Here is a 24226-nt window from a genome sequence, read left to right as displayed (position 1 = left end):
GAGCCCCTGATGAACCGCATCCTGATCGTCGAGGACGAGGACGACATCGCATCGGTGCTGGTCGACTACCTGCGGCACGCGGGCTACCAGACCGAGCGCGTCGCCGATGGCGAGCGCGCACTCGAGCGCATGCTGCAGGAGCCGCCCGGTCTCACGCTGCTCGACATCATGCTGCCGCGGCTGGACGGCATGGAGGTGCTGCGGCGCGCCCGCCTGCACGGCACGCACCCGGTGATCATGCTCACCGCGCGCATCGAGGAGGTCGACCGCCTGCTCGGCCTGGAGCTCGGCGCCGACGACTACATCTGCAAGCCCTTCTCGCCGCGCGAAGTCGTGGCCCGGGTGCGCGCCGTCCTGCGGCGCAGCGCTGGCGGGGCCGCGGCGCCTGCGTCGCCCAGGCGGCTGCAGCTCGACGACACGCACTGGCGCGCCAGCTTCGACGGCGTGGCGCTCAACCTGACGCGGCTCGAGTTCCGCCTGCTGCAGGCGCTGTCGCGGCAGCCGGGGCGGATCTTCTCGCGTGCCCAGCTGCTGGACCTGGCCTACGAGGACAGCGTCGATGTGACCGAGCGAGCGGTCGACAGCCACGTGAAGAACCTGCGCCGCAAGCTGGCTGCGGCCGTGCCGGCACACGACACGATCCGATCGGTCTACGGTGTGGGCTTCGCCTTCGAGGAACCGGAGGGCTGAGGCCCGCCGCGGCCTCAGACCCAGCCGGCGCGGCGAAAGCGGTGGTAGAGGTAGCCCGAAGTCGCCGCGATCAGCAGCAAGGCGGCCGGATAGCCGAAGCGCCACTGCAACTCCGGCATGTGCTGGAAGTTCATGCCCCAGATGCCCGCGAACGCGGTGCAGACCGCGAAGATCGCAGCCCAGGCGGCCAGCCGCTTGGTGACCTCGCCGTCCTCGATCGTCACCATCGAGAGGTTGACGCTGATGGCGGTGCCGATGGTGTCGCGGCTGGCATCGACCGACGCATTGATCCGGCCCAGGTGATCGACCACGTCGCGGAAGTACTCCTGCGACCCGGCGCACAGCTGCGGCACCCGGCCGCCGTGCAGCTTGGCGGCGCCTTCCAGCAGCGGCGCGACCGCGTGCTTGAGCACCGTGAGCCGCCGCTTCAGTTCGTACAGCCGCTGGATGCTCTCCCGCGCGGCGCCCTTGGTGAAGATCCGCATCTCGATCGTCTCGAGCTCGACCTCGAGCGCGTCGATCACCGGGAAATAGCGGTCGACCACCGCGTCCATCAGCGCATAGAGCACGAAGCCCGGGCCCTGCCGCAGCAGTTCCGGCTCGCGCTCGCAGCGTTCGCGGACCTCGACGAAGCCGTGCTCGCTGCGGCTGCGCACCGAGACGACATAGTTGCGGCCGACGAAGACGTCGACCTCGCCGACTCCCGCTTCACCCATGCTCGCCGTGCCGGGCTCCAGCAGGTGCATCACGGCGAACAGCGAATCGGCGTATTCCTCGACCTTCGGCCGCTGGTGGCCATGCTGGGCATCCTCGACCGCCAGCGGGTGGAGGCCGAACTGGCGCTGCAGCTCGGCCAGCTCGGCCGCCGTGGCCTCGTGCAGCGCGACCCAGACGAAGCAGCCCGGCCGCGACAGGTACTCGCCGATCTCGGACACCTGGATGTCGGCGAGCTTGGAACCGTCTTCGTAGACGACGCAGTTGATGAGCATTGCGAAGGCCCGGGCAGTGGAGACGAATCGATCTTGCCACGGCCGGCCTGCGGGGCCGCCGTCCGCCGCGGGTCAGCCGCCGGGCTCCTGCGGCCTCGCATCGAGCCGCCGCAGCAGCGCCCCGAGCAGTTCGAGCGGCAGCGGGAAGACGATGGTCGAGTTCTTATCGGCGCCGATCACCGTGAGGGTTTCGAGGTAGCGCAGCTGCAGCGCCTGCGGGTGGCGGCCCAGGATCTCGGCCGCCTCGGCCAGCTTGGCAGCGGCCTGCAGCTCGCCCTCGGCGTGGATCACCTTGGCCCGCCGCTCGCGCTCGGCCTCGGCCTGCCGGGCGATCGCCCGCACCATGTTGTCGTTGAGGTCGACATGCTTGATCTCGACGTTGGTCACCTTGATGCCCCAGAGGTCGGTCTGGGCGGCGAGGATCTTCTGGATGTCGAGGTTGAGCCGCTCGCGTTCGGCCAGCAGGTCGTCGAGCTCGTGCTTGCCGAGCACCGCGCGCAGCGTGGTCTGCGCGAGCTGGCTGGTGGCGTCGAAATACTTCTCGACCTGGATCACCGCCTTCTCGGGATCGACGACACGAAAATACAGCACCGCGTTGACCTTGACCGAGACGTTGTCGCGCGTGATCACGTCCTGGCTCGGCACGTCGAGCACCATCACGCGCAGCCCGACCCGCACCATCTGCTGCACGCCGGGAATCAGGATCACCAGCCCCGGCCCCTTGACCTTCCAGAAACGGCCGAGCTGGAACACCACGCCGCGCTCGTACTCGCGCAGGATGCGCAGCGAGGCCACCGCGAGCATCGCCAGCAGCAGCACGAAGAGCACCGACAACACCATGTTGACGTTGAAGAACATCGTTCAAACCCCCACGGGGCCCTCCGTGTCGTCCTCCGCCACCTGCAGGGCCAGCCCCTGCACGCGCGTCACGCGGATGCGGCGGCCCGCCCGCAGGCCGTCCGCGCCGAGCACCTTCCAGTAGTCGCCCTGGATCTGCGCCCAGCCCTCGCCATCGGCGAACTCGACCAGCTCACCGGTGGCGCCGACCAGGGTCGCGACGCCAAGCACCAGCGGCCGCCGCCGCGTCTTCGCCGCGATCCCCGCGACCAGCAGGACGAAGGCCGCCGACACGACGGCCAGCACGCCGACCAGCCACAGCGGCACGCCGAAGCCCGGCGTGTCGTTGTCGATGAGCAGCACGGCACCGATCGAGAAGGCGACGATGCCGCCGACCCCGAGCGCACCGAAGCTCGGCAGGTAGGCCTCGGCGACCAGGAAGGCGACGCCGAGGAAGATCAGCCCCAGGCCGGCGTAGCTGACCGGCAGCATCTGCAGCCCGAAGAGCGCCAGCACCAGGCAGATCGCACCCATCACGCCGGGCAGCACGAAGCCCGGATTGGAGAACTCGAACAGCAGTGCGTAGATGCCCAGCATCATCAGCACCAGGGCCAGGCTGGGTTCGGTGATCACCGACAGCACCCGGCTGCGCCAATCGGCATCGAACACCAGCACCTGTGCATGCCGGGTTGCCAGCCGCACCTCGCCCAGCACGGTGCGGACTTCGCGGCCGTCGGCCTGCCGCAGCAGGTCGGCCACGTCCTGGGCGATCAGCGTGATGACGTTCTTCTGCAGCGCCTCCGGGGCCGACAGGCTGACCGAGTCGCGCACCGCCTGCTCGCCCCACTCCGCATTGCGTCCGCGCAGCTGCGCCAGGCTGCGGATGTAGGCCGAGGCGTCGGCCACCCGCTTGGCCGCCATCGGGTCGGGTGCCGGCGCCGGTGCCGCACCGATCGCCACCGGTGTCGCGGCACCGAGGTTGCTGGCCGGCGCCATCGCGGCGATCTGGCTGGCGTAGAGGATGTAGGTGCCGGCGCTCGCGGCACGGGCGCCGTCGGGCGCGACGAAGGTCGCCACCGGGACCGGCGAGGCCAGGATGTCCTTGACTATGCTGCGCATCGAGGTGTCGAGCCCGCCCGGCGTATCGAGCTGGATCACGACCAGCCGGGCCTGCTGGCGCAACGCCAGCCGGAGGCCGCGGCGCACATGATCGACCGCGGCGGGTCCGATGGCGCCGTCGAGCTCCATCAGGACGACGGTGCCGGGGGAGTTGGAAGCCGGCGCCGCGGCAGGCACGGCTTGGGCGCCGGCCGCTCCCACCGCGTGGGCGAGGAGGACCAGTGCCATCAGCCATGTCGCGGCGGACCCCATTTCTTCATTCTAGGGACCGACCGCGGCGCTGTCACACGGCGCCCGCCGCGCGCGGCGCGCCCGATCTCCCGATAATCGCGAGCCATGGTACGCCCCACCCAACTTCTCCATTCCCAGCGCGAGCCGGCGCCGGTTCGCGCCGCCGCCACCGTGCTGCTGCTGCGCGATACGCCCGAAGGCATCGAGGTCCTGATGACGCGGCGCTCCGCCAGCGCCAGCTTCGCGCCCGGCGCCTACGTCTTCCCCGGCGGCCGCATCGACGAGGGCGACACCACCGCGCGCGCCATCGCCACCCGCCGCCGCACCCAGAGCCGGGTCCAGCTCACGCAGGCCATTGCCGCCGTGCGCGAGAGCTTCGAGGAGCTCGGCGTGCTGCTGGCCCACCACGCCGACGGCCGGCCGGTGAGCGCCGAAGAGGTCGCCGCGATGGACCGCAGCACCGCCAGCACCACGGTGGCCTTCGCCGACCAGTGCGCGCAGCGCGGGCTGCAGCTGTCGACCGACAGAATCTTCACCTTCGCGCACTGGATCACCGACCGCGACCTGCCCAAGCGCTTCGACGTGCCCTTCCTGGTGGCGAAGATGCCCGAGGGCCAGACGCCGACCGCCGACGAGACCGAGCAGTTCGAGCCCTGCTGGGTGCGGCCGGCCGACGCGCTGGAGCGCCATGCGGCGGGCAGCTTCTTCATGATCTTCCCGACCGTGCGCACGCTCGAGCGGATGGTTGCCTACCCGACGGTCGATGCGGTGCTCGATGCCTGCGCCCACCGCGCGGCCGGCGAAGGCCCGCTGTGGACCAGCTGCCCGCGCGCCGGCTGGCTGGCCGGCAAGGAAGCCCGCTACATGGAGCACGAATCGCCCTTCGGCGAACTCGCCATGGTCAGCCCCGACGGCCAGATCGTCCATCCGCTCGACTGGCAGAGCGAGCACGCCGTGCCGCTGCTGAAGAACGTGCAGCGCCTGACCGCGCCCAACCCGAGCGCGATGACCGGCCCCGGCACCAACAGCTACATCGTCGGCGACGCCGACAGCGGCTACATCGTGATCGACCCGGGCCCGAACGACTTCGACCACATCGGCCGGCTCTGGCGCGCGACCCAGGGCGACATCCGGATGATCGTCTGCACCCATTCGCACGCCGATCACTCGCCGGGCGCCCTGCCGCTGCAGAAGCTGTGCAAGACCCAGCCGCCGATCCTCGGCCTGGCATCGGCGCCGACGGCACGCTCCACCGCCCGCTTCACGCCCGACCGCGTCCTGCAGGACGGCGAGCGCCTGGTGCTGACCGCGCCGGCGATCAGCGACACCGGCGAGACCCGGGTGCCGGCCCACACGCTGCGCGCGATCCACACGCCGGGCCACGCGGCCAACCACCTGTGCCTGCTGCTGGAAGAAGACGGCTTGCTGTTCTCGGGCGACCACATCCTGAACGGCAGCACCACCGTGGTCGATCCGCCGGACGGCAACATGGACGCCTACCTCGCTTCGCTCGACAAGCTCGATGCGGCCTGCGCCAAGGGCGGCGTCGGCTTCATCCTGCCGGCGCACGGCTACGTGATCGGCGAGGCCCGTGCCGCCATCGCGCAGCTGAAGGCGCACCGCCTGAAGCGCGAAGCCAAGATCGAGGCGGTGATGCGCCAGCTGCCGAACGGCACGCCCGAGGAGTGGCTGCCATTGGCCTACGACGACGTGCCCGAACGCATGTGGCCGGTGGCCGCGCGCTCGCTGGCGGCGCATGTCGAACGCATCCGTCAGGCGGCCAAGCCATGAAGGACGCCGACGACGAAGGCATCCGGCTGGCCAAGCGGGTCGCCGCGCTGGCCGGCTGTTCGCGGCGCGAGGCCGAGCTGCTGATCGAGAACGGCGCGGTGCGGGTCGACGGCCAGCCGGCGCTGGTCCCGCAGGCGCGGGTGCATGCGCACCAGCAGGTCGAGATCGAATCCGGCGCCCGGCCCGAGCCGGTGGTGCCGGTCACGCTGCTGCTGCACAAGCCCGCCGGCATGGCGACCGACGCGTCGCACCGGCTGCTGGTGGCGGCCAACCACCAGGATCCCGAACGCGCCGGACTGCGCTTCCTGCCGCGCCACGTGGCGGCCCAGCGCTGCATGACGCCGCTGGAGACCGGCGCCAGCGGGCTGGTGGTGTTCACGCAGGAGTTCCGGGTCGAGCGCAAGCTGCAGGAAGACGCCGGCATCATCGAGCACGAGGTGATGGTCGATGTCGCCGGCCCGGTCGGGCCCGAGACGCTGGCCCGCCTGGAGCGCTCGCCGGCCCGCGTCAGCATCGGCCAGCAGGCCGAAGGCCACACCGGCCTGCGCTTCGCGCTGAAGGGCGCCCGCCCGGGCCAGATCGCCCACATCTGCGACGACGCCGGGCTGCAGATCCTGGCGATGAAGCGCATCCGTATCGGCCGCGTGCCGCTGTCGGGGCTGCTGCCGGGCCAGTGGCGCTACCTGACGCCGAACGAACGGTTCTGAGCGCGGCGCCGCCGCGCGCCAGCCACAGCAAACACCCTGAGCGCGGGATACGTATGCCGCGACCGTGTTGACACCCCTGGCGCGCGGGATTTGAATGCAGCCGGGACGAACCATCCTGGGAGCATCCACATGCGCAAGTCAGCATTGGCGGCAGCGATCTGCCTGGCGGTTCTGAGCCTTCCTGCATGGCCCGCCGGTGGCGGCGGGGGCGGGGGCGGTGGCGGCGGCGTCGAAACGAAGCCGGTCGACCCGAACTACACCACGGCCCAGGCCGCCATCAAGGCCGAGCAATGGAAGGACGCGATCGGCCGGCTCACGCTGGTCATCCAGGTCGACCCGAACAATGCCGATGCCTGGAACCTGCTCGGCTTCTCATACCGGCACATCGGGGACATGGACAACTCGTTCAAGCACTACGAGCGCGCCTTGCAACTCAACCCGAAGCATCGCGACGCCCACGAGTACATCGGCGAGGCCTACCTGCAGGTGGGCCGCGTCCAGGATGCCGAGGCGCACCTCAAGGCGCTGGACAAGCTCTGCTGGCTGCCCTGCGAGCAGTACACCGAGCTGAAGGAGAAGATCGAGAACTACAAGCGCAACGGCAACGGCGGCAAGAGTTGAACCCGGCGACCGGGCGGCGAGCCCGATCGCGACGCCGAAAAGTGTGGAGCACGCCTGTAAGCCGGATTCTGTGCACTGAGGACTCTTGCGAGCCCCCAGCGTGACCGCCATTACTCTGGGCCGTTTGTCGCCAAACGGCTCGATGCCACCTACCCGCCAGCTCTGCGGAACCACATCGACGCTGGCCTACTTGGTGTTGCTGCGCGCAGAGATTGCCCGTTTCACCCGGCCCGGGTTGCCCCTGGCCGACTCGTCTCTGTTGCTCTGATCCTCACCTCGCGGTGGGGAGCCGTTAGCTCCTGCGCTGTCCTGTGCAGTCCGGACGTTCCTCCAGTGCGCTCTTTCGAGACTTGCACCAGCGGCGGTCCGGCGTGCTCCACCCGTGGATTATCGCCACAATGGCGCTCCTCCCCTTTTTCCGACCCCGGGGCCCGGCCCCAAGGAGACCGAATGAAAGCCGACACCATCCTGCAAACCATCGGCGGCACGCCGCACGTCCGCATCCAGCGCCTCTTCGGCCACGCGACGCAGCAAGTCTGGATCAAGTGCGAGCGCGCCAACCCCGGCGGCTCGATCAAGGACCGCATCGCCCTTTCGATGGTCGAGGATGCCGAGCGCTCGGGCGCCCTGAAGCCCGGCGGCACCATCGTCGAGCCGACCTCCGGCAACACCGGCATCGGCCTGGCGATGGTGGCCGCGGTGAAGGGCTACAAGCTGATCCTCGTGATGCCCGACAGCATGTCGGTCGAACGCCGCCGGCTGATGCTGGCCTACGGCGCCAGCTTCGACCTGACGCCGCGCGAGAAGGGCATGAAGGGCTCGATCGCGCGGGCCGAGGAGATCGTCGCCGGCACGCCCGGCGCCTGGATGCCGCAGCAGTTCGACAACCCGGCCAATATCGCGGTGCACGAGCGCACCACGGCCGAGGAGATCGCGGCCGACTTCCCCGATGGCATCGACGTGCTGATCACCGGCGTCGGCACCGGTGGCCACATCACGGGCTGCGCCCGCGTGCTCAAGAAGAAGTGGCCGAAGCTGCAGGTCTTCGCGGTCGAGCCGGTGGCCTCGCCGGTGATCTCCGGCGGCCAGCCCTCGCCGCATCCGATCCAGGGCATCGGCGCCGGCTTCATCCCGAAGAACCTCGACACCGCGCTGCTCGACGGCGTGCTGCAGGTCGACGCCGAGCCGGCGCGCGAGATGGCGCGCCGCTGCGCCCGCGAGGAAGGCATGCTGGTCGGCATCTCGTCGGGCGCGACCCTGGCCGCCATCGCGCAGAAGCTGCCCTCGCTGCCGGCCAATGCGGTGGTGCTTGGGTTCAACTACGACACCGGTGAGCGCTATCTTTCGGTGGAGGGGTTTCTCCCCTCGTGAGGCTTTGCGGGACAGCGTGAGACTTTGCGGGACAGACCAAGAAACCGCGCAGCGGTTTTTGCTCTGTCCTCAACTGATCAGACGCAGCCGTCCGTCAATCCTTGACCCAGATCCGCTTCAACCGCTGCCCACGCGGACTTCGATAGCGGTCGAAGTCCTTGCGATCCACCGTCAGCACGTTGTAGATGCCGGTCCGATCCGCAGCGAAGACCAGCGCCACGTCCGCCAGGTCGGCGCCGCCGTCGGCATAGCGCTCGGTGAAATCGTCGATCTCGGACAGGTCGGCCGGGTCGCTGGCCAGCACGGTCAGCCGGCCGGCGGCGGCCCAGCGCAGCAGGTGGAACCAGGCGCGATCGTCGAGCAGGTGGCCGGCCTCGGTCAGCACTTCCCAGACCGTGTAGAGACGCCTGCCGGACAGCTGCTGCAGCATCGCGACGGCGCCCGCGTGGTGGGCGTCGCCGTCGTTGAAAAGCGCGACCAGGAAGCCGGTGTCAGCGAGCGTATCCGTGCTTTTCACGCAGCCGCTCCAGGATCGCGCGCTTGGCCGGATTCGCCACCTGCCCGGGCTGCCGCAGGCCGCCGCCCTGGCCGATGTACATCGCGTCGATCTCGGTCGCCGCGCGGTCGATCGGCATCACCTTGGCCGCATAGGCGGCAATGCTGCGGCGGATGAATTCCGACTTGCTGATGCGCAGGGCCTCGGCGGCGCGCTCGAGCAGCACCTCGTCTTCCGCCGGCAATCGAATCGACAGGGTCATGGATCGTCTCCGTAATACAAAATTGTAATACACTCGTGGGATCACAGCCCTTGCCCGATCGATACGGGCCTCCAGCCATGATCCGCATCTCCGAAATCAAGCTCCCCCTCGCGCACGACGCGACGGCCCTGCCCCAGGCCATCGCCGCCACCCTCGGCATCGGTGCCGACGCAATGGCCGGCCACACGGTCTTCAAGCGCAGCTTCGACGCCCGCAAGGCCGAACTGCTGCAGGTCTACATCGTCGACGTGGCGATCTCCGATCCCGCGCTCGAAGCCCGCCTGCTGGCGAAGTTCGCCGAAAACCCCCGTATCGGCGTGACGCCCGACATGTCCTGGCAGGCACCGGTCGAGGCGCCGGGCGCGCTGCCGCTGCACCCGGTGGTGGTGGGATTCGGCCCCTGCGGCATCTTCGCCGCCCTGATGCTGGCCCAGATGGGCTTCAAGCCGATCGTGCTGGAGCGCGGCAAGACCGTGCGACAGCGCACCCGGGACACCTGGGGCCTGTGGCGCAAGAGCGTGCTGAACCCGGAGTCGAACGTGCAGTTCGGCGAAGGCGGCGCCGGCACTTTTTCCGACGGCAAGCTCTACAGCCAGATCAAGGACCCGCGCTTCCTCGGCCGCAAGGTGATGGAGGAGTTCGTCAAGGCCGGTGCGCCGCCCGAGATCCTCTACGTGGCCCACCCGCACATCGGCACCTTCAAGCTGGTCAAGGTGGTCGAGAACATGCGCGAGCAGATCGTCCGGCTCGGCGGCGAGATCCGCTTCGAGCAGCGCGTGACCGACGTGCTGCTCGAGGACGGCCCGGACGGCGCCAAGACGCTGCGCGGGCTGGTCGTGCGCGACCAGCAGACCGGCAAGACCGAAGAGCTGCGCGCCGACCACGTGGTGCTGGCGCTGGGCCACAGTTCGCGCGACAGCTTCGAGATGCTGCACGCGCGCGGCGTCCACATCGAGGCCAAGCCCTTCTCGATCGGCTTCCGGGTCGAGCATCCGCAGGGCCTGATCGACCGCGCCCGCTGGGGCCGGCATGCCGGCCATCCGCTGCTCGGCGCCGCCGACTACAAGCTGGTGCACCACGCGAGCAACGGCCGCTCGGTCTACAGCTTCTGCATGTGCCCGGGCGGCACCGTGGTGGCCGCGACCAGCGAGCCGGGCCGGGTCGTGACCAACGGCATGAGCCAGTACTCGCGCAACGAGCGCAACGCCAATGCGGGCATCGTCGTGGGCATCGATCCGCGCGACTTCCCGGGCTGGGAGGAAGGCCGCACCGGCTCGGCGCTGGCCGGCATCGAACTGCAGCGCTCGCTGGAATCGAATGCCTTCGTGCTCGGCGGCGGCGACTACCGCGCGCCGGGCCAGCTGGTCGGCGACTTCATCGCCGGCCGGCCCTCGACCGCACTCGGCAGTGTCGAGCCGTCGTACAAGCCGGGCGTCACGCCCGGCGATCTGCACGCTGCGCTGCCGGACTATGCGATCGAAGCCATGCGCGAGGCCTTCCCGGCCTTCGGCCGCAAGATCAAGGGCTTCGACCTGCACGACGCGGTGCTGACCGGCGTCGAGACCCGCACTTCGTCGCCGATCCGCATGACCCGCGGCGAGGACTTCCAGAGCCTCAACGTGCGCGGCCTGTACCCGGCCGGCGAAGGCGCCAGCTATGCCGGCGGGATTCTCTCGGCGGGTGTCGACGGCATCAAGGTCGCCGAAGCGGTGGCGCGCAGCGCGGCCGCGCGCGCCGGCTGATCAACCCTGCGCGCCCTGCAGCGCCGCGATGCGCTGCTCGATCGGCGGGTGGGTGGCGAACAGGCTGCCGAGCTTGCCGGTGATGCCCATGGCCTCGACCGTCTTCGGCAGCTCGCCGGGCGGCAGGCCGCCGAGGCGCGCCAGCGCATTGATCATCGGCTGCTTGCGGCCCATGAGCTGGGCGGCGCCGGCGTCGGCACGGTATTCGCGCTGGCGCGAGAACCAGGCCACCACGATGGCGGCGGCAAAGCCCAGCACGATGTCGAGCACGATGGTGGTCACGAAGTAGCCGATGCCGGGGCCCGACGAGCGCTCGTCGTTGCGGCGCAGGAAGCTGTCGACCGCATAGCCGATGACCCGCGACAGGAACACGACGAAGGTGTTCATCACGCCCTGGATCAGGGTCATCGTGACCATGTCGCCGTTGGCGACGTGCGCCACCTCGTGGCCGATCACGGCCTCGACCTCTTCGCGCGTCATGTTCTGCAGCAGGCCGGTCGACACCGCCACCAGCGAGGAGTTCTTGAAGGCGCCGGTGGCGAAGGCGTTCGGGTCGCCTTCGAAGATGCCGACCTCGGGCATGCCGATGCCGGCCTTGTCGGCGAAGTTGCGCACGGTCTGGACGATCCAGGCCTCGTCAGGCGACTGCGGGTCGTTGATGATCCGGACGCCGGCCGACCACTTGGCCATCGGCTTGCTGATCAGGAGCGAGATGATCGCGCCGCCGAAACCCATGATCAGGGCGAAGCCGAGCAGCGCCCCGAGGTTGAGCCCGTTGGCCGTGAGGAAGCGGTTGACGCCCAGCAGGCTGGCAACCACGCCCAGGACCGCGACCACCATCACGTTGGTCAGGACGAAAAGAAGGATGCGTTTCAAGTTGGATTCTCCGTGGGAAAACAGGGGTGTCCGCCTCTGGACATGAGGGTCGCGACCCGGCTTGCAAGGGTTCGGGCGCCATCATAGGAGGAACCGTGGGAAGCAAGATTAAGTCCCTCAGGGCTGACAAAGCACCGAATACCAACTGGAATCAGAAGGAAATCTCGCGCCGCGGCCGCGGGCTCCTGAACACGAACGGGTCGTCGTAGAAGGCCGGCGCCTCGTTGGGCGTCCACCAGCCCGGGACGCCCAGCACCGGCAGCGGCACGAAGGGCTTGGTGGCGAGCCAGGCGGGATCGAGCGCAGCCGCGATCCTTGTGTCTTCCGGGCCGAGCGACGGGCTGGCGCCCGGCGCCACCAGCACATGGGCGGTGGCCGCCTTGCGCGGGGCGGCGAGCTTCTCGAGCAGCGCGTGGCCGAAGAGCTGCAGCCGGGCATCGCGCCACAGGTCGCGCCGCGTGACGAAGAGCCGTTGCCAGTCGCGCGCGACAAGCGCCTCCCACAGGTCTGGCGGGGCGTCGAGCACCGCGCCGTTCTCGTCGAACAGCGTCAGCGCATCGCGCAGCGGCCCGCGCGTGGCACCGATGCCGGCGCGTGCGATCTCCGCCGCCTGCAGTTCGTTCAGGCGCCGCTTGGCGTGCGGAAAGCGCAGCCACACCAGGCCGTTGAAGAGATCGTGCAGGTTGTCGCGCGTCGGCACGCCGGCGGTGCGGAAGATGAAGGCCTCGTAGGCTTCGGCGCCCGCACTGTCGCCCGCGACGAAGCGCAGCGGCCCGGCGGCCAGGTCGATGGGCGACGGCTCGCTCGCCAGCGCCTCGGCCACGCCGGCGCCGGACGCGGTTCTTGCGGCCACCCGTTGCACACGGGGCACGAAGGGCGCCAGCCAGGGCGCTGCGGCGTCGACGTCCAGGCCGGCAGCCATCGCCGGATCAGGCCGGCATCGGCCCGATGTACTGCACCTTGTTGGGCGTCTTTTCGGGGGTCAGCAGGAACAGCTCGGGGTATTTCTTGAACAGCTTGGGCGAACTGGCGCTCTTGCCGAGCAGCTTGGCGGCCCGCAGCCGCTCGGCCGCGACGTTGAGCTCGACCTTGTTGCCCATGCCGAGCTCGGCCACCGCATCGAGGATGTGCAGCACGTCGTCGGGCAGCACCGGGGCGCGCGGCGCCGGGGCGGGCGCTTCGGCCTTGGTGCGGCGCGGCGCCCGCGCGGTGCGCTTGGCGGCGGGCTTGGGTGCAGGCTTGGGTGCGGGCTCGGCCTTGGCGGCCTGGCGGGCGGCGGGCCTGGCCACGGCGGCCTTGCTCGAAGACGAATGGTGCTGCAGGTCGACGAAGCTGTCGTAGATCGCCACGGTCTCCTCGCCGGTCTTGCCCTGCTGGCCGATGCCGCAGACGCGGCAGCCCTTTTCGCGCAGCCGGATCACCAGCGGCGCGAAATCGGAGTCGGACGACACCAGCACCACGACATCCGGCCGCTCGGCGATCACCAGGTCGATGGCGTCGACCGCGAGGGCGATGTCGGTGCTGTTCTTGCCGGCCGACAGGTTGACCATCGGCCGGATCGACAGCCGCTTGAACAACGACTGCTGCTTCTGCGCCATCTCGGCATTGCAGTAGGCGCGGCGCACATGCACCGCGCCGTGTTCGGCCAGGGTGCGTTCGACCGCCTGCTCGATCACGTCGGCCGACACGTTGTCGGCGTCGACCAGCAGCATGACTCTTGGCGAAAGACTCATGCGAGCCTCCAGGCCACGGTTTCGCCGCCGCGCAAGGGCTTCAGCGTGGCGTCGCCGTAGGGCACGGTCTCGGGCACGGTCCAGCTTTCGCGCCGCAAGGTCACGCTGTCGGTGTTGCGCGGCAGGCCGTAGAAGTCGGGGCCGTGGAAGCTCGCGAAGCCTTCCAGCTTGTCGAGCGCACCGGCGTTGTCGAAGGCCTCGGCGTAGAGCTCGATCGCGGTCAGCGCGGTGTAGCAGCCGGCGCAGCCCAGCGCATGCTCCTTGAGCGCGGCCGGGTGGGGCGCGCTGTCGGTGCCGAGGAAGAAGCGGTCGCTGCCGCTGGTGGCGGCCTCGACCAGCGCGACGCGGTGGGTCTCGCGCTTGAGCACCGGCAAGCAGTAGTAGTGCGGCCGGATGCCGCCGGTGAAGATCGCATTGCGGTTGTAGAGCAGGTGGTGCGCCGTGATGGTGGCGGCCGTGAAGCGGTTGGCGTCGCGCACGTAGTGGGCGCCTTCCTTCGTCGTCAGATGCTCGAACACCACCTTGAGTTCGGGGAAATCGCGCCGGAGCGGGATCAGAACACGGTCGATGAAGACCGCCTCGCGGTCGAACAGGTCGACGGCCGGGTCGGTCACCTCGCCGTGCACCAGCAGCAGCAGACCGTGCTTCTGCATCGCCTCGAGGGTGGCGTAGGTCTTCTTGATGTCAGTCACGCCGGCATCGCTGTTGGTGGTGGCGCCGGCAGGGTAGAGCTTGAGGGCGCGGACGCCGGCCGCTGCGGCGCGTTCGATCTCGTCGGGCGGCAGCTTGTCGGTCAGGTAGAGCGACATCACGGGCTGGAAGGCGGCGCCGGCGGGCAGCGCCTCGAGGATGCGGGCGCGGTAGTCGAGCGCCTGCTGCGCGGTGGTCACGGGCGGGCGCAGGTTCGGCATGATCAGCGCGCGGCCGAACTGGCGGGCCGAATGCGGCAGCACGGCTTCGAGCGCGGCGCCGTCGCGCACATGCAGGTGCCAGTCGTCGGGGCGGGTGATCGTGAGGGTGTCGGCGGGGGTGGTCATGGGGCCGATTGTCCCATCGCGCGGACCTCAGATCTGCTGCCGGGCAAGGGCCAGGTCGGCCAGCCAGCGCGCCCAGGCGTCGGCCCGCTGGTCGTCGGGCAGCCGCAGCAGCGCCGAGGGATGCAAGGTCACGAAGACCGGCAAGCCGTCGCTGCGCTCCCGGAGCCAAGTCCCGCGCTCGGACTGCACGGCCACCGCCCGGCCGAGCAGGGCCCGTGCCGCGGTGGCACCCAGCGCGACCAGCGCGCGCGGGCGCACCAGCGCGATCTCGTGCACCAGCCAGCCCGCGCAGGCCTCGGCCTCGCGCTGGGCCGCCGTCTTGTGGATGCGGCGCTTGCCGCGCAACTCGTACTTGAAGTGCTTCACCGCGTTGGCCAGATAGACCGCATCGCGCGGCCAGCCCAGGTGCGCCATGGCCTGGTCGAGCAGCTGCCCGGCGGGACCGACGAAGGGCCGGCCCACCAAGTCCTCGTGGTCGCCGGGCTGTTCGCCGACCAGCATGTGCGCCGGCTGCGGCGGCCCTTCGCCGCAGACCGCCTGCGTCGCCAGGGCGCCGATCGGGCAGGCCCGGCAGCCATTGGCGGCAAGGCGCAGTTCGTCAAGCGACTGCGGCACGGCGCCTTCAGCCGGCATCGGATGCAGCGGGATCGGCGCCCGGATGCGGCGGGCCGGCGTCGGCGGCGCTTCGATCATGGCGCGGCTGCGCTCGCCGGCCGCTGCCGACAGCGGCTCGATCAGCGCCGCCTCGGGCAGGTTGTGCCAGTAGCGCCGCGGCATCTCGCGCCGCATCATCGCCAGCTTGAGCCGCGCCGGATTGAAGATGTGGGCGTAGTAGGTCAGCCAGAGCTGCTCGCCGGCATCGGGCGGCGGCTTCTCGCGGCGGTCGGCGCCCGGGCCGAAACGCAGATCGGCGCCGTCCCATTCGACGCAGCGCTCGGGTGTCAGGATGGCCCAGCGCATCTGGGCGAAGCGGCGCATGAAGAAGGGCGCATTGGCTTCGACGATGTGGTGCTCGGGCTCGAACCAGGCGACATGGCGCTCGCCGTCGACGCGGGTGAAGCGCACGAAGGCGCGCATCTTGTGGATGTCCCGGCGGACCTCTCGGGCCAGTTGCTGCGCCCGCAGCAGATCGGCGTCGAGCGGATCGTGCCGCAGGGCCGGCTCGCGCTGCAGCCGCCAGAGCAGGCGGTAGAGCAGCCCGAAGCGCCGGGGCTCGCTGTGCAGCAGGGCTTCGTCGCACAGCGCCGAGAAGCCTGCGGGCACATGCACCACCGCTGGCGCTCCCAGCGCATCACCGGGCTCGCCGGGCGCTTCGTCGCCCCACAGCGAGCCCGTGGCGCCGCGCGGCGTGTCGTCGTCCGACCAGTCGACCTCGGAGGGCTCGGCACCCTGCCCGAGCAGCCGCCTCGCTGCGCGCCGGAAGCCCTCGCGGTCGGCCGCGCCGTCGAGGCGCACGCTGTGGCGCGCCATCAGAACAGCGGCGCCTGCTGCTGCCGCGCCTGGCGCGCGCGGGCCTCGTGCACCGCGCGCGGCCGCGCCGCGGGCCGGTGGCCGTCGACCTGCACGAAGGGCAGCACCTTGCGCACCGGCAGGTGCAGGCGCTGCAGGTCCTCGGCCCGCAGGCGCCGCACGCGCCGGGCTTGCAGCAGGCTCGCGACCGCCTTGACGCCGAGGCCGGGCACGCGCAGCAGCCACTCCCGCGGCGCCGTGTTGAGGTCGACCGGAAAACGTTCCTCATGCGCCAGCGCCCAGGCGAGCTTGGGATCGACGTCGAGCCGCAGCAGCCCGTCCGGTGCAGCCACGATCTCGTCGTGTGCGAAGCCGTAGAAGCGCATCAGCCAGTCGGCCTGGTAGAGCCGGTGCTCGCGCATCAGCGGCGGCGCCTGCAGCGGCAAGGCGCGCGCCGCATCGGGAATCGGGCTGAAGGCCGAGTAGTACACGCGCTTCAGGCGGTAGGCGCCGTAGAGCGTGGCGCTCGACGCCAGGATGCCGCGGTCGTCGGTGGCGTCGGCGCCGACGATCATCTGCGTGCTCTGCCCGGCCGGCGCGAAGCGGGGCGGCTTCGCGGCCCTGGGGGCCGCGGCCGGCAGCGCGCGGATCGGCAGCACGCGGCGGGCGTCGTCCTCGCGCTCGTCGATGTGCAGCCGCAGCCGCGCCATCGAGCGCCGGATCGCGCCCTCGTCCTTCTCGGGCGCCAGCGCCTTCAAGCCGGCGGCCGTCGGCAGCTCGACGTTGATGCTCAGGCGGTCGGCGTAGCGGCCCGCGCGCAGCAGCAGCTCGTCGCTGGCATCGGGAATCGTCTTCAGGTGGATGTAGCCGCGGAAGTCGTGGTCCTCGCGCAGCGCGCGGGCCACCTCGACCACCTGCTCCATCGTGTGGTCGGGCGATTTCACGATGCCGCTCGACAGGAACAGGCCCTCGATGCAGTTGCGGCGGTAGAAGTCGAGCGTCAGCTGCACCACCTCGTCGACGCGGAAACGCGCGCGCGGCACGTTGCTGGAGGCCCGGTTGACGCAGTAGAGGCAGTCGTACTGGCAGTGGTTGGTCAGGAGGATCTTGAGCAGCGAGATGCAGCGGCCGTCGGGCGCATAGCTGTGGCAGATGCCGGCCCCCTCGGTCGAGCCGATGCCGCGGCCGCCGAGCGAGTCGCGCTTGCTCGTGCCGCTGGACGCGCAGGAGGCGTCGTACTTGGCGGCGTCGGCGAGGATGGCGAGTTTCTGCTGGAGGTCCATGGGGGCCCACCTCAATACTGTATGAATAAACAGTATTCTGCGCTTGCTGCAAGACCCTCCCGCGCCCGCAGGCATGGATCGTTGTTTCAGCTCGTTGCCTCGAGAGTTCCTCAGCCGGCCTGATCCGTGGCGGCCAGCGGCTGGACTGCAAGCTGCAATCCCATCACCTTGAGGATGGTCGACAGGCTGCTGAGTGCCGGATTTCCCTTTGGCGACAGAGTGCGATAGAGCTGCGTCGGATTCAAGTGGGCCTTTTCGGCCACCGCCTGAACGCCGCCGAACGCCTGTGCCATCTGGCGCAGCACGATCAGCAGTTCGACTTGGTCGCCATCAGCCAGGATGCCGTTGATGAGTTCCACTGCCAAGGCCGGATCGCTGCGGTAAAGCTCGGCCATTGCTTCGTCATGAGGTCTGCTTCGCATCTCTCTATCTCCGTTGCCAATCTTGCCAACAGCTCACTGCCTTGGCGATATCCGCGTCCTGCGCCCGCTTGTCACCACCGCATAGCAGCAGCACCACGCGACGGCCGGCCAAGGCGTAGTACACCCGCCAGCCGGGCCCGACGTCGATGCGCAACTCCCAAACGCCATCGCGACAAAACTTGTGGTCACCGAAATTGCCTGACTCGAGCCGGGTCACGCGGCGAATCACCGCAACCTTGGTTTGCCTGTCGCGCAATCGCTGCAACCAGTCCAGGTAAAGGTCGCGGTGGTCGCCTGCGGTGAGGTAGTGCTCGATCTGATAGCCGTTCATTTTCGTTCATAAACGAATAGAGATCAACAAAGCCCTTGAGCCCGCGCACGCTCCAGGAATGAAATCGATCAAGGTCGACGTATCAACGCCGCGACCACCGGGGGCAACACGAGCCAGAAGCCTGACTTGGGCATCAGCGCGATGCCGATGACGGCCAGCAAGAGCGTCCCGGCGCTCACCAACAAAGGCTGGGGCCGCCCGACGCTTTCCAGCGCATCGATCGTCGCGCCGAACAGGAACAGCAGCACGCCGAACAAGCCGAACCAGGCGGCCTTGCCGCGCATCGCCGATGCCGTCACTGCGTCGACCACGCCGGACTGCGCGATCTCCATCCACTGCTCCTTGAACATCACGACGGCCAGCGCAGTGTGCAACACCGCGACCACCATGAACCAGCGACCCATCCAGCGTCTATTCATGGCGCCCTCTCCTGTTCGACCTTGCTTTCATGCCGGCACGGCACCGGCCACGAATCACGCGGCCAGCAGATTCGCGTCACCGCGCCGGACGTCATCCTGCACCACATGGTCGGGCACCCGGCCGATGCCCAGCCCGACCAGAATCTCCTGGCGCAAAAGGAGAAAAATCTCGGAGATCCGGGTCGACTCCAGCAGCACCTCGCGCACCCAGGGCTTCATGCCGCCCCGCGCACCCGCTCCAGAATGAAATCGATGAAAGTCCGGATCGCCCGCGTGTGCTGCCGGTTCGGCATGTAGAGCATGTACATCCCGGTGCCGAAGATGCTGAGCCGCCAGTCGTCGAGCGTGGTCAGGACCTCGCCGCGGCGGACGTCGTCCAGCACCACGTAGTCGGGCACCAGACCGATGCCCAGCCCGGCCAGGATCGCCTGGCGCAGGAACAGGAAGTTCTCCGAGATCAGCGTCGGCTCGAGGATCACCTCGCGCCGCTCCTCGCCCTGGTAGGCCGACACCCGCAGCTGGCGCCCGACCACCGCCGAGGTCACGACCGGCGCACCCTGCAACTGGTCGAGCTGGGTCGGCAGCCCGTTCGCCTCGGCAAAGCCGCGCGAGGCGCAAGCCACGTAGCGCACCGGCCCGAGCTCGCGCGCCACGAGGTTCTGCGGCGGCTCGGGTATCACGCGGATCGCGATGTCGACCTCGTCGCGCAGCAGATCCTCGATGCGGTTCTCGAACAGCACGTCGAGCACGATGCCCGGGTACATGCGCTTGAAATCGATCAGCCAGCCCGACATCACGAGCTGGCCGTAGCCGCTCGGCACGCTCAGGCGCACACGGCCCTGCAGGCTTTGTCCCAGCGTGGTCACCGATTCCCTGGCCGCCAACAACTCGCCCTGGATCGCCAGGCCATGTTGGTAAAGGCGCAGGCCGATCTCGGTCGGCTCGGCCCGCCGCGTGGTGCGGCGCACCAGCTGGGCGCCGACCGAGCGCTCGAGCTGGTTCAGGTGGTAGCTGACATTGGCGCGGCTCATCTTGAGCCGCCGCGCGGCCGCACTCAGGTTGCCGGCATCGAGGATCTCGACCAGAAGGGTCAGCGATTGCAGGTCCATGGCCAGCATTGTGTCAAAAATCCTTTGACAGTCTGTCAATGGTCAATGCAATTGTCAAAGGCCGGAGCCGGGTCAAGAATGCTGGGTTCATCCCGGACCCATCGCCCCGTCAAGCAATCGGAGACACACCATGGCCCAGACCCCCGCAACTTCCGCCTCCCCCGTGAGCTTCACGCGCCAAGCCGACGTGCTGGTCGTGACCATCGACAACCCGCCGGTCAACGCCCTGGGCGTCGACGTCCGGCGCGGCCTGGCCGCCGCGATCGCCGCGGCCGAGGCCGACAGCGAGGCCAAGGCCGTGCTGATCGTCGGTGCCGGACGCAACTTCATCGCCGGCGCCGACATCCGCGAGTTCGGCCAGACCCCGCAGCCGCCGTCGCTGCCCGAGGTCTGCGCCGCGATCGAGAACTGCAGCAAGCCGGTGGTGGCCGCGATCCAGGGCGCGGCCCTGGGCGGCGGGCTCGAGATCGCGCTGTCCGCCCACTATCGCCTGGCCGTGCCCTCGGCCAAGCTGGGCCTGCCGGAAGTCGCGCTGGGCCTGCTGCCGGGCTCGGGCGGCACGCAGCGCGCACCGCGCCTGATCGGCGCCAAGGCCGCGCTCGAACTGATCTTGAGCGGCCGCCACGCCGGCGCCAAGGAAGCACTCGCGCTGGGCCTGGTCGATCGCCTCGGCGAAGGCAGCGAGGCCCTGCCCGAAGGCCTGGCCTACGCGCGTGAACTGATCGCAGCCAAGGCGCCGGTGCGCCGCACGCGCGACGCCCAGGCGCTGGCCGATGCCGAAGCCAGCCGCGCCGCGCTCGAAGCCGCGCGCGCCGACACCGCGAAGAAGAGCCGCGGACTGTTCTCGCCGATGAAGATCATCGAAGCCGTCGAGGCCGCGCTCACGAAGCCCTTCGACGAAGGCATGGCGCTCGAGCGCAAGCTGTTCCTGCAGTGCATCGACAGCCCGCAGCGTGCCGGTCTGATCCACGCCTTCTTCGCCGAACGCGAGGTGCTCAAGGCACCCGAGACCAAGGCCGCCAAGCCGCGCGCCCTCGAATCGGCCGGCATCATCGGCGGCGGCACCATGGGCGCCGGCATCGCGGTGGCGATGCTCGACGCCGGCATGCCGGTGACGATGATCGAGCGCGACGATGTGCAGCTCGCGCGCGGCCGCGCCAATGTCGAGAAGGTCTACGACGGCCTGGTCAAGAAGGGCCGCATGACGCCCGAGGCCAAGGTCAGCGTGATGTCGCGCTTCTCCGGCTCGACCTCCTACGATGCGCTGGCCCAGGCCGACATCGTGGTCGAGGCGGTGTTCGAGGACATGGCAGTCAAGAAGGCGGTGTTCGCCGAACTCGACCGCGTCTGCAAGCCCGGCGCGGTGCTGGCCACCAACACCTCCTACCTCGACATCGACGAGATCGCGGCCAGCATCTCGCGCCCCGGCGACGTCGTCGGCCTGCACTTCTTCTCGCCGGCCAACATCATGAAGCTGCTCGAGATCGTGGTGCCGGCCAAGGTCAGTGCCGACGTGGTCGCGACCGGCTTCGAGCTGGCGAAGAAACTCAAGAAGGTGCCGGTGCGTGCCGGCGTCTGCGACGGCTTCATCGGCAACCGCATCCTGGCCGTGTACCGCCAGGCGGCCGACCACATGATGGAAGACGGTGCCTCGCCCTACGAGATCGACGCGGCGGTGCGCAACTTCGGCTACCCGATGGGCCCGTTCCAGGTCTCGGACCTGGCCGGCGGCGACATCGGCTGGGCCACGCGCAAGCGCAAGGCCGCCACGCGCGATCCCAAGGCGCGCTACGTGCAGGTGGCCGACCGCATCTGCGAACGCGGCTGGTTCGGCCAGAAGACCCAGCGCGGCTACTACCTCTATCCCGAAGGCGCACGCACCGGCCAGCCCGACCCCGAAGTGCTCGCCATCATCGATGCCGAGCGCCAGCGCGCCAGCATCACGCCGCGCAGCTTCAGCGAGGACGAGATCATGCGCCGCTACATGGCAGCCATGATCAACGAGGGCGCCAATGTCGTGCACCAGCGCATCGCGCTCAGGCCGCTCGACGTCGATGTCACCTTCCTCTACGGCTATGGCTTCCCGCGCTTTCGCGGCGGGCCGATGAAGTACGCCGACATGGTGGGCCTGCCGAAGGTGCTGGCCGACATCCAGGAGTTCGCCAAGCAGGACCCGGTGTTCTGGAAGCCCTCGCCGCTGCTGGTCGAGCTGGTGGAGCGCGGCGCCGATTTCGCCAGCCTCAACAAAGACTGAGCCCCTGCGGGACAAACCCACAAAACCAAGGAGATCACCATGCGCGAAGCCGTCATCGTTTCCACCGCCCGCACCCCGCTCACCAAGGCGCACCGCGGCGAATTCAACATCACCTCCGGCGCCACGCTCGCCGCCTTCGCGGTCAAGGCCGCGGTCGAGCGCTCGGGCCTGGACCCGGCGCTGATCGAGGACGCGATCCTCGGCTGCGGCTACCCCGAAGGCACGACCGGCCGCAACATCGCGCGCCAGAGCATCATCCGCGCCGGCCTGCCGATCTCGATCGCCGGCACCACGGTGAACCGCTTTTGCGCCTCGGGCCTGCAGGCGATCGCGATGGCCGCGGGCCGCATCGTGGTCGACGGCGCCCCGGCGATGATCGCCGGCGGCGTCGAGAGCATCTCGCAGATCCGCACCCGCAGCGCCACCGATGCCGGCGACAGCGGCATCGACCCCTGGATCCAGGAGCACAAGCCGGCGCTCTACATGGCGATGATCGAGACCGCCGACATCGTGGCCCAGCGCTACAACATCGGCCGCGAGGCGCAGGACCGTTTCTCGGCCGAGAGCCAGCGCAAGACCGAAGAGGCGCAGCTCGCCGGCCGCTACAAGGAAGAGATCGTGGCCTGCACCACCACGATGGCCGTGACCGACAAGGAGACCAAGGCCGTCACGCATCGCGAAGTGATCGCCACCGAGGACAACTGCAATCGCCGCGGCACCACCTACGAGGCGCTCGCCAAGCTGCAGCCCGTGATGGGCGCCGACAAGTTCGTCACCGCGGGCAATGCCTCGCAGCTGTCGGACGGCGCCGCGGCCTGCGTGCTGATGGAAGCCAAGGACGCGGAGCGCGCCAACCTCAAGCCGCTGGGCGCCTTCCGCGGCCTGGCCGTGGCCGGCTGCGAGCCCGACGAGATGGGCATCGGCCCGGTGTTCGCGGTGCCCAAGCTGCTGGCGCGCCACGGCCTCAAGGTCGACGACATCGACCTGTGGGAGCTCAACGAGGCCTTCGCCTCCCAATCGATCTACTGCCAGGAGAAGCTGGGCATTCCGTCGGAGCGGCTCAACGTCGACGGCGGCGCGATCTCGATCGGCCACCCCTTCGGCATGACCGGCGCACGGCTCGCGGGCCACGTGCTGATCGAGGGCAAGCGGCGCGGCGCGAAGTACGCGGTGGTGACGATGTGCATTGCGGGCGGCATGGGCGCGGCCGGGCTCTTCGAAATTTACTGAGGTACCGGACATGGACCTGAACTTCACCCCTGAAGAAGAAGCCTTCCGCCGCGAAGTGCGCGCCTTCCTGGCCGACAAGCTGCCGGCCCGCCTCTCCGACAAGGTCGCCAGCGGCAGGCATCTGTCGAAGGCCGACATGCAGGAATGGCATGCCATCCTCAACGCCCGCGGCTGGCTCGCCAACCACTGGCCCGAACAGTACGGCGGCCCGGGCTGGACCGCGGTCGAGAAGTTCATCTTCGAGAACGAATGCGCGCTCGCCCATGCGCCGCGCATCGTGCCTTTCGGCGTCAACATGCTCGGCCCGGTGCTGATCAAGTACGGCAACGAGGCGCAGAAGCGCCACTGGCTGCCGCGCATCCTCGACGGCAGCGACTGGTGGTGCCAGGGCTACTCCGAACCCGGCGCGGGCTCCGACCTGGCCTCGGTCAAGACCCAGGCGGTGCGCGGCATCGATGCCCAGGGCGACCACTACATCGTCAACGGCCAGAAGACCTGGACCACGCTCGGCCAGCACGCCGACATGATCTTCTGCCTGGTGCGCACCAACCGCGAAGCCAAGAAGCAGGAAGGCATCAGCTTCCTGCTGATCGACATGAAGTCGCCCGGCGTCGAGGTGCGGCCGATCATCACGCTCGACGGCGAGCACGAGGTCAACGAGGTGTTCTTCTCCGACGTGCGGGTGCCGGCCGAGAACCTGGTCGGCGAGGAAGACAAGGGCTGGACCTGCGCCAAGTACCTGCTGACTTACGAGCGCACCAACATCGCGGGCGTCGGCTTCTCGGTGGCTGCGATGGCGCAGCTCAAGGCGATTGCCGCAAGGCAACGCAAGAACGGCCGACCGCTGGCCGAGGACCCGGCCTTCGCCGCGCGCATGGCCAAGGTCGAGATCGACCTCGAGAACATGAAGACCACCAACCTGCGCGTGATCGCGGCGGTGGCCGGCGGCGGCGTGCCGGGGGCCGAGAGCTCGATGCTGAAGATCCGCGGCACCGAGATCCGGCAGGAGATCTCGTCGCTGGCGCGGCGTGCGATGGGCGCGCAGGCGCGGCCCTTCGTGGCCGAGGCGCTCGAGGACGGCTTCGACGGCCATCCGTTCGGCCCCGAGTATTCGGCCGCCGCGGCGGCGCGCTATTTCAACAACCGCAAGCTGTCGATCTTCGGCGGCTCGAACGAGATCCAGAAGAACATCATCTCCAAGATGATCCTCGGACTCTGAGGACGACA

The 24226-nt window shown here is 69.3% G+C and carries 25 protein-coding genes and 1 other RNA gene; 9 read left to right on the top strand and 17 right to left on the bottom strand.

The features are described from left to right. Nucleotides 1-9 precede the first annotated feature (9 nt). Nucleotides 10-690 (top strand): response regulator, encoded by a 681-nt coding sequence (locus QTI45_RS08855; protein ID WP_286654084.1) that lies wholly within the window; start codon nt 10-12, stop codon nt 688-690. A 14-nt stretch (nt 691-704) separates the two neighbouring features. Here QTI45_RS08855 and QTI45_RS08850 read toward each other — a convergent pair whose 3' ends face one another. The 3 genes from QTI45_RS08850 to QTI45_RS08840 form a co-directional block, all read right to left on the bottom strand. Next, complete coding sequence (locus QTI45_RS08850) at nt 705-1679, bottom strand: magnesium and cobalt transport protein CorA (protein ID WP_286368841.1); 975 nt, start codon at nt 1677-1679, stop codon at nt 705-707. Nucleotides 1680-1751: 72 nt separating this feature from the next. Beyond that, nucleotides 1752-2519 carry a slipin family protein gene (locus tag QTI45_RS08845; RefSeq protein WP_444813265.1) on the bottom strand — a complete coding sequence of 256 codons (768 nt, stop codon included), beginning with the start codon at nt 2517-2519 and terminating at the stop codon, nt 1752-1754. Between the two features lie 21 nt (nt 2520-2540). Then, nucleotides 2541-3863: an NfeD family protein gene (locus tag QTI45_RS08840; protein ID WP_286654082.1), complete on the bottom strand. Its 1323-nt coding sequence runs from the start codon at nt 3861-3863 to the stop codon at nt 2541-2543. Between the two features lie 108 nt (nt 3864-3971). Here QTI45_RS08840 and QTI45_RS08835 point away from each other — a divergent pair, with 108 nt between their 5' ends. From QTI45_RS08835 to QTI45_RS08825, 3 genes are all read left to right on the top strand, one after another. Further along, the gene (locus tag QTI45_RS08835; RefSeq protein WP_286654081.1) at nt 3972-5657 is read left to right on the top strand and encodes an MBL fold metallo-hydrolase; all 1686 of its coding nucleotides are present in this window, start codon (nt 3972-3974) and stop codon (nt 5655-5657) included. After that, complete coding sequence (locus QTI45_RS08830; protein WP_286654080.1) at nt 5654-6364, top strand: RNA pseudouridine synthase; 711 nt, start codon at nt 5654-5656, stop codon at nt 6362-6364. Before QTI45_RS08835 ends, QTI45_RS08830 begins: the two co-directional genes overlap by 4 nt. Before the next feature lie 129 nt (nt 6365-6493). Beyond that, nucleotides 6494-6985 carry a tetratricopeptide repeat protein gene (locus tag QTI45_RS08825; RefSeq protein ID WP_286654079.1) on the top strand — a complete coding sequence of 164 codons (492 nt, stop codon included), beginning with the start codon at nt 6494-6496 and terminating at the stop codon, nt 6983-6985. Between the two features lie 41 nt (nt 6986-7026). On the opposite strand, the gene rnpB is transcribed toward QTI45_RS08825, so the two are convergent. Beyond that, nucleotides 7027-7363: RNase P RNA component class A (gene rnpB / locus QTI45_RS08820), an RNA gene on the bottom strand. Nucleotides 7364-7435: 72 nt separating this feature from the next. On the opposite strand from rnpB, the gene cysK reads away from it, so the two are divergent. Beyond that, nucleotides 7436-8356, top strand: coding sequence for a cysteine synthase A (gene cysK, locus QTI45_RS08815; protein ID WP_286654078.1), 921 nt, complete (start codon nt 7436-7438; stop codon nt 8354-8356). A gap of 94 nt (nt 8357-8450) precedes the next feature. Here the strand turns inward: cysK and QTI45_RS08810 are convergent, their stop codons facing one another. Both QTI45_RS08810 and QTI45_RS08805 read right to left on the bottom strand, forming a co-directional pair. Further along, complete coding sequence (locus tag QTI45_RS08810) at nt 8451-8873, bottom strand: type II toxin-antitoxin system VapC family toxin (RefSeq protein ID WP_286654077.1); 423 nt, start codon at nt 8871-8873, stop codon at nt 8451-8453. Continuing rightward, nucleotides 8848-9114 carry a ribbon-helix-helix protein, CopG family gene (locus QTI45_RS08805; protein ID WP_286654076.1) on the bottom strand — a complete coding sequence of 89 codons (267 nt, stop codon included), beginning with the start codon at nt 9112-9114 and terminating at the stop codon, nt 8848-8850. Before QTI45_RS08805 ends, QTI45_RS08810 begins: the two co-directional genes overlap by 26 nt. A 77-nt stretch (nt 9115-9191) precedes the next feature. Between QTI45_RS08805 and QTI45_RS08800 the strand changes: the two genes are divergently transcribed. Next, nucleotides 9192-10856, top strand: coding sequence for an NAD(P)/FAD-dependent oxidoreductase (locus QTI45_RS08800; RefSeq protein ID WP_286654075.1), 1665 nt, complete (start codon nt 9192-9194; stop codon nt 10854-10856). Here the strand turns inward: QTI45_RS08800 and htpX are convergent, their stop codons facing one another. The 11 genes from htpX to QTI45_RS08745 all read right to left on the bottom strand — a co-directional run bounded on the left by htpX (nt 10857) and on the right by QTI45_RS08745 (nt 19515). Further along, on the bottom strand, nt 10857-11732 hold the full coding sequence (gene htpX, locus QTI45_RS08795) for a protease HtpX (RefSeq protein WP_286368831.1): 876 nt from the start codon (nt 11730-11732) through the stop codon (nt 10857-10859). Between the two features lie 151 nt (nt 11733-11883). Further along, nucleotides 11884-12654, bottom strand: a complete 771-nt coding sequence (locus tag QTI45_RS08790) for a DUF3025 domain-containing protein (RefSeq protein WP_286654074.1) — start codon at nt 12652-12654, stop codon at nt 11884-11886. A 7-nt stretch (nt 12655-12661) separates the two neighbouring features. Continuing rightward, the gene (locus QTI45_RS08785; RefSeq protein WP_286654073.1) at nt 12662-13465 is read right to left on the bottom strand and encodes an NYN domain-containing protein; all 804 of its coding nucleotides are present in this window, start codon (nt 13463-13465) and stop codon (nt 12662-12664) included. Next, on the bottom strand, nt 13462-14502 hold the full coding sequence (gene pyrC / locus QTI45_RS08780; RefSeq protein WP_286654072.1) for a dihydroorotase: 1041 nt from the start codon (nt 14500-14502) through the stop codon (nt 13462-13464). Before pyrC ends, QTI45_RS08785 begins: the two co-directional genes overlap by 4 nt. A gap of 27 nt (nt 14503-14529) precedes the next feature. Further along, the gene (locus QTI45_RS08775; RefSeq protein ID WP_286654071.1) at nt 14530-15972 is read right to left on the bottom strand and encodes a UdgX family uracil-DNA binding protein; all 1443 of its coding nucleotides are present in this window, start codon (nt 15970-15972) and stop codon (nt 14530-14532) included. Then, nucleotides 15972-17234 (bottom strand): putative DNA modification/repair radical SAM protein, encoded by a 1263-nt coding sequence (locus QTI45_RS08770; protein WP_286654070.1) that lies wholly within the window; start codon nt 17232-17234, stop codon nt 15972-15974. The genes QTI45_RS08775 and QTI45_RS08770 overlap by 1 nt, the downstream gene beginning before the upstream one ends. 110 nt (nt 17235-17344) lie before the next feature. Further along, complete coding sequence (locus QTI45_RS08765; protein WP_286368824.1) at nt 17345-17656, bottom strand: helix-turn-helix domain-containing transcriptional regulator; 312 nt, start codon at nt 17654-17656, stop codon at nt 17345-17347. Between the two features lie 4 nt (nt 17657-17660). Then, on the bottom strand, nt 17661-17987 hold the full coding sequence (locus QTI45_RS08760) for a type II toxin-antitoxin system RelE/ParE family toxin (RefSeq protein WP_286368823.1): 327 nt from the start codon (nt 17985-17987) through the stop codon (nt 17661-17663). Between the two features lie 68 nt (nt 17988-18055). Beyond that, entirely contained in the window at nt 18056-18406 is a 351-nt protein-coding gene (locus QTI45_RS08755) for a DUF6463 family protein (RefSeq protein WP_286654069.1), read from the bottom strand. A 54-nt stretch (nt 18407-18460) separates the two neighbouring features. Further along, complete coding sequence (locus QTI45_RS08750) at nt 18461-18625, bottom strand: type 2 periplasmic-binding domain-containing protein (protein ID WP_444813259.1); 165 nt, start codon at nt 18623-18625, stop codon at nt 18461-18463. After that, the gene (locus QTI45_RS08745; RefSeq protein ID WP_286368822.1) at nt 18622-19515 is read right to left on the bottom strand and encodes a LysR family transcriptional regulator; all 894 of its coding nucleotides are present in this window, start codon (nt 19513-19515) and stop codon (nt 18622-18624) included. The genes QTI45_RS08750 and QTI45_RS08745 overlap by 4 nt, the downstream gene beginning before the upstream one ends. A gap of 130 nt (nt 19516-19645) precedes the next feature. Here QTI45_RS08745 and QTI45_RS08740 point away from each other — a divergent pair, with 130 nt between their 5' ends. Genes QTI45_RS08740 through QTI45_RS08730 form a run of 3 tightly spaced genes read left to right on the top strand, consistent with a single transcriptional unit; the run spans nt 19646 to nt 24218 of the window. Next, nucleotides 19646-21769, top strand: coding sequence for a 3-hydroxyacyl-CoA dehydrogenase NAD-binding domain-containing protein (locus tag QTI45_RS08740; RefSeq protein WP_286654068.1), 2124 nt, complete (start codon nt 19646-19648; stop codon nt 21767-21769). Between the two features lie 39 nt (nt 21770-21808). Further along, on the top strand, nt 21809-22999 hold the full coding sequence (locus tag QTI45_RS08735; RefSeq protein WP_286654067.1) for an acetyl-CoA C-acyltransferase: 1191 nt from the start codon (nt 21809-21811) through the stop codon (nt 22997-22999). Nucleotides 23000-23009: 10 nt separating this feature from the next. Next, nucleotides 23010-24218 carry an acyl-CoA dehydrogenase family protein gene (locus QTI45_RS08730; RefSeq protein WP_286654066.1) on the top strand — a complete coding sequence of 403 codons (1209 nt, stop codon included), beginning with the start codon at nt 23010-23012 and terminating at the stop codon, nt 24216-24218. Nucleotides 24219-24226 lie beyond the last annotated feature (8 nt).

Source organism: Variovorax saccharolyticus (assembly GCF_030316765.1).
Taxonomy (GTDB): domain Bacteria; phylum Pseudomonadota; class Gammaproteobacteria; order Burkholderiales; family Burkholderiaceae_C; genus Variovorax; species Variovorax saccharolyticus.
The sequence above is the reverse complement of the archived record's forward strand: the minus strand, read 5'-3'. Positions and strand labels throughout refer to the sequence as shown.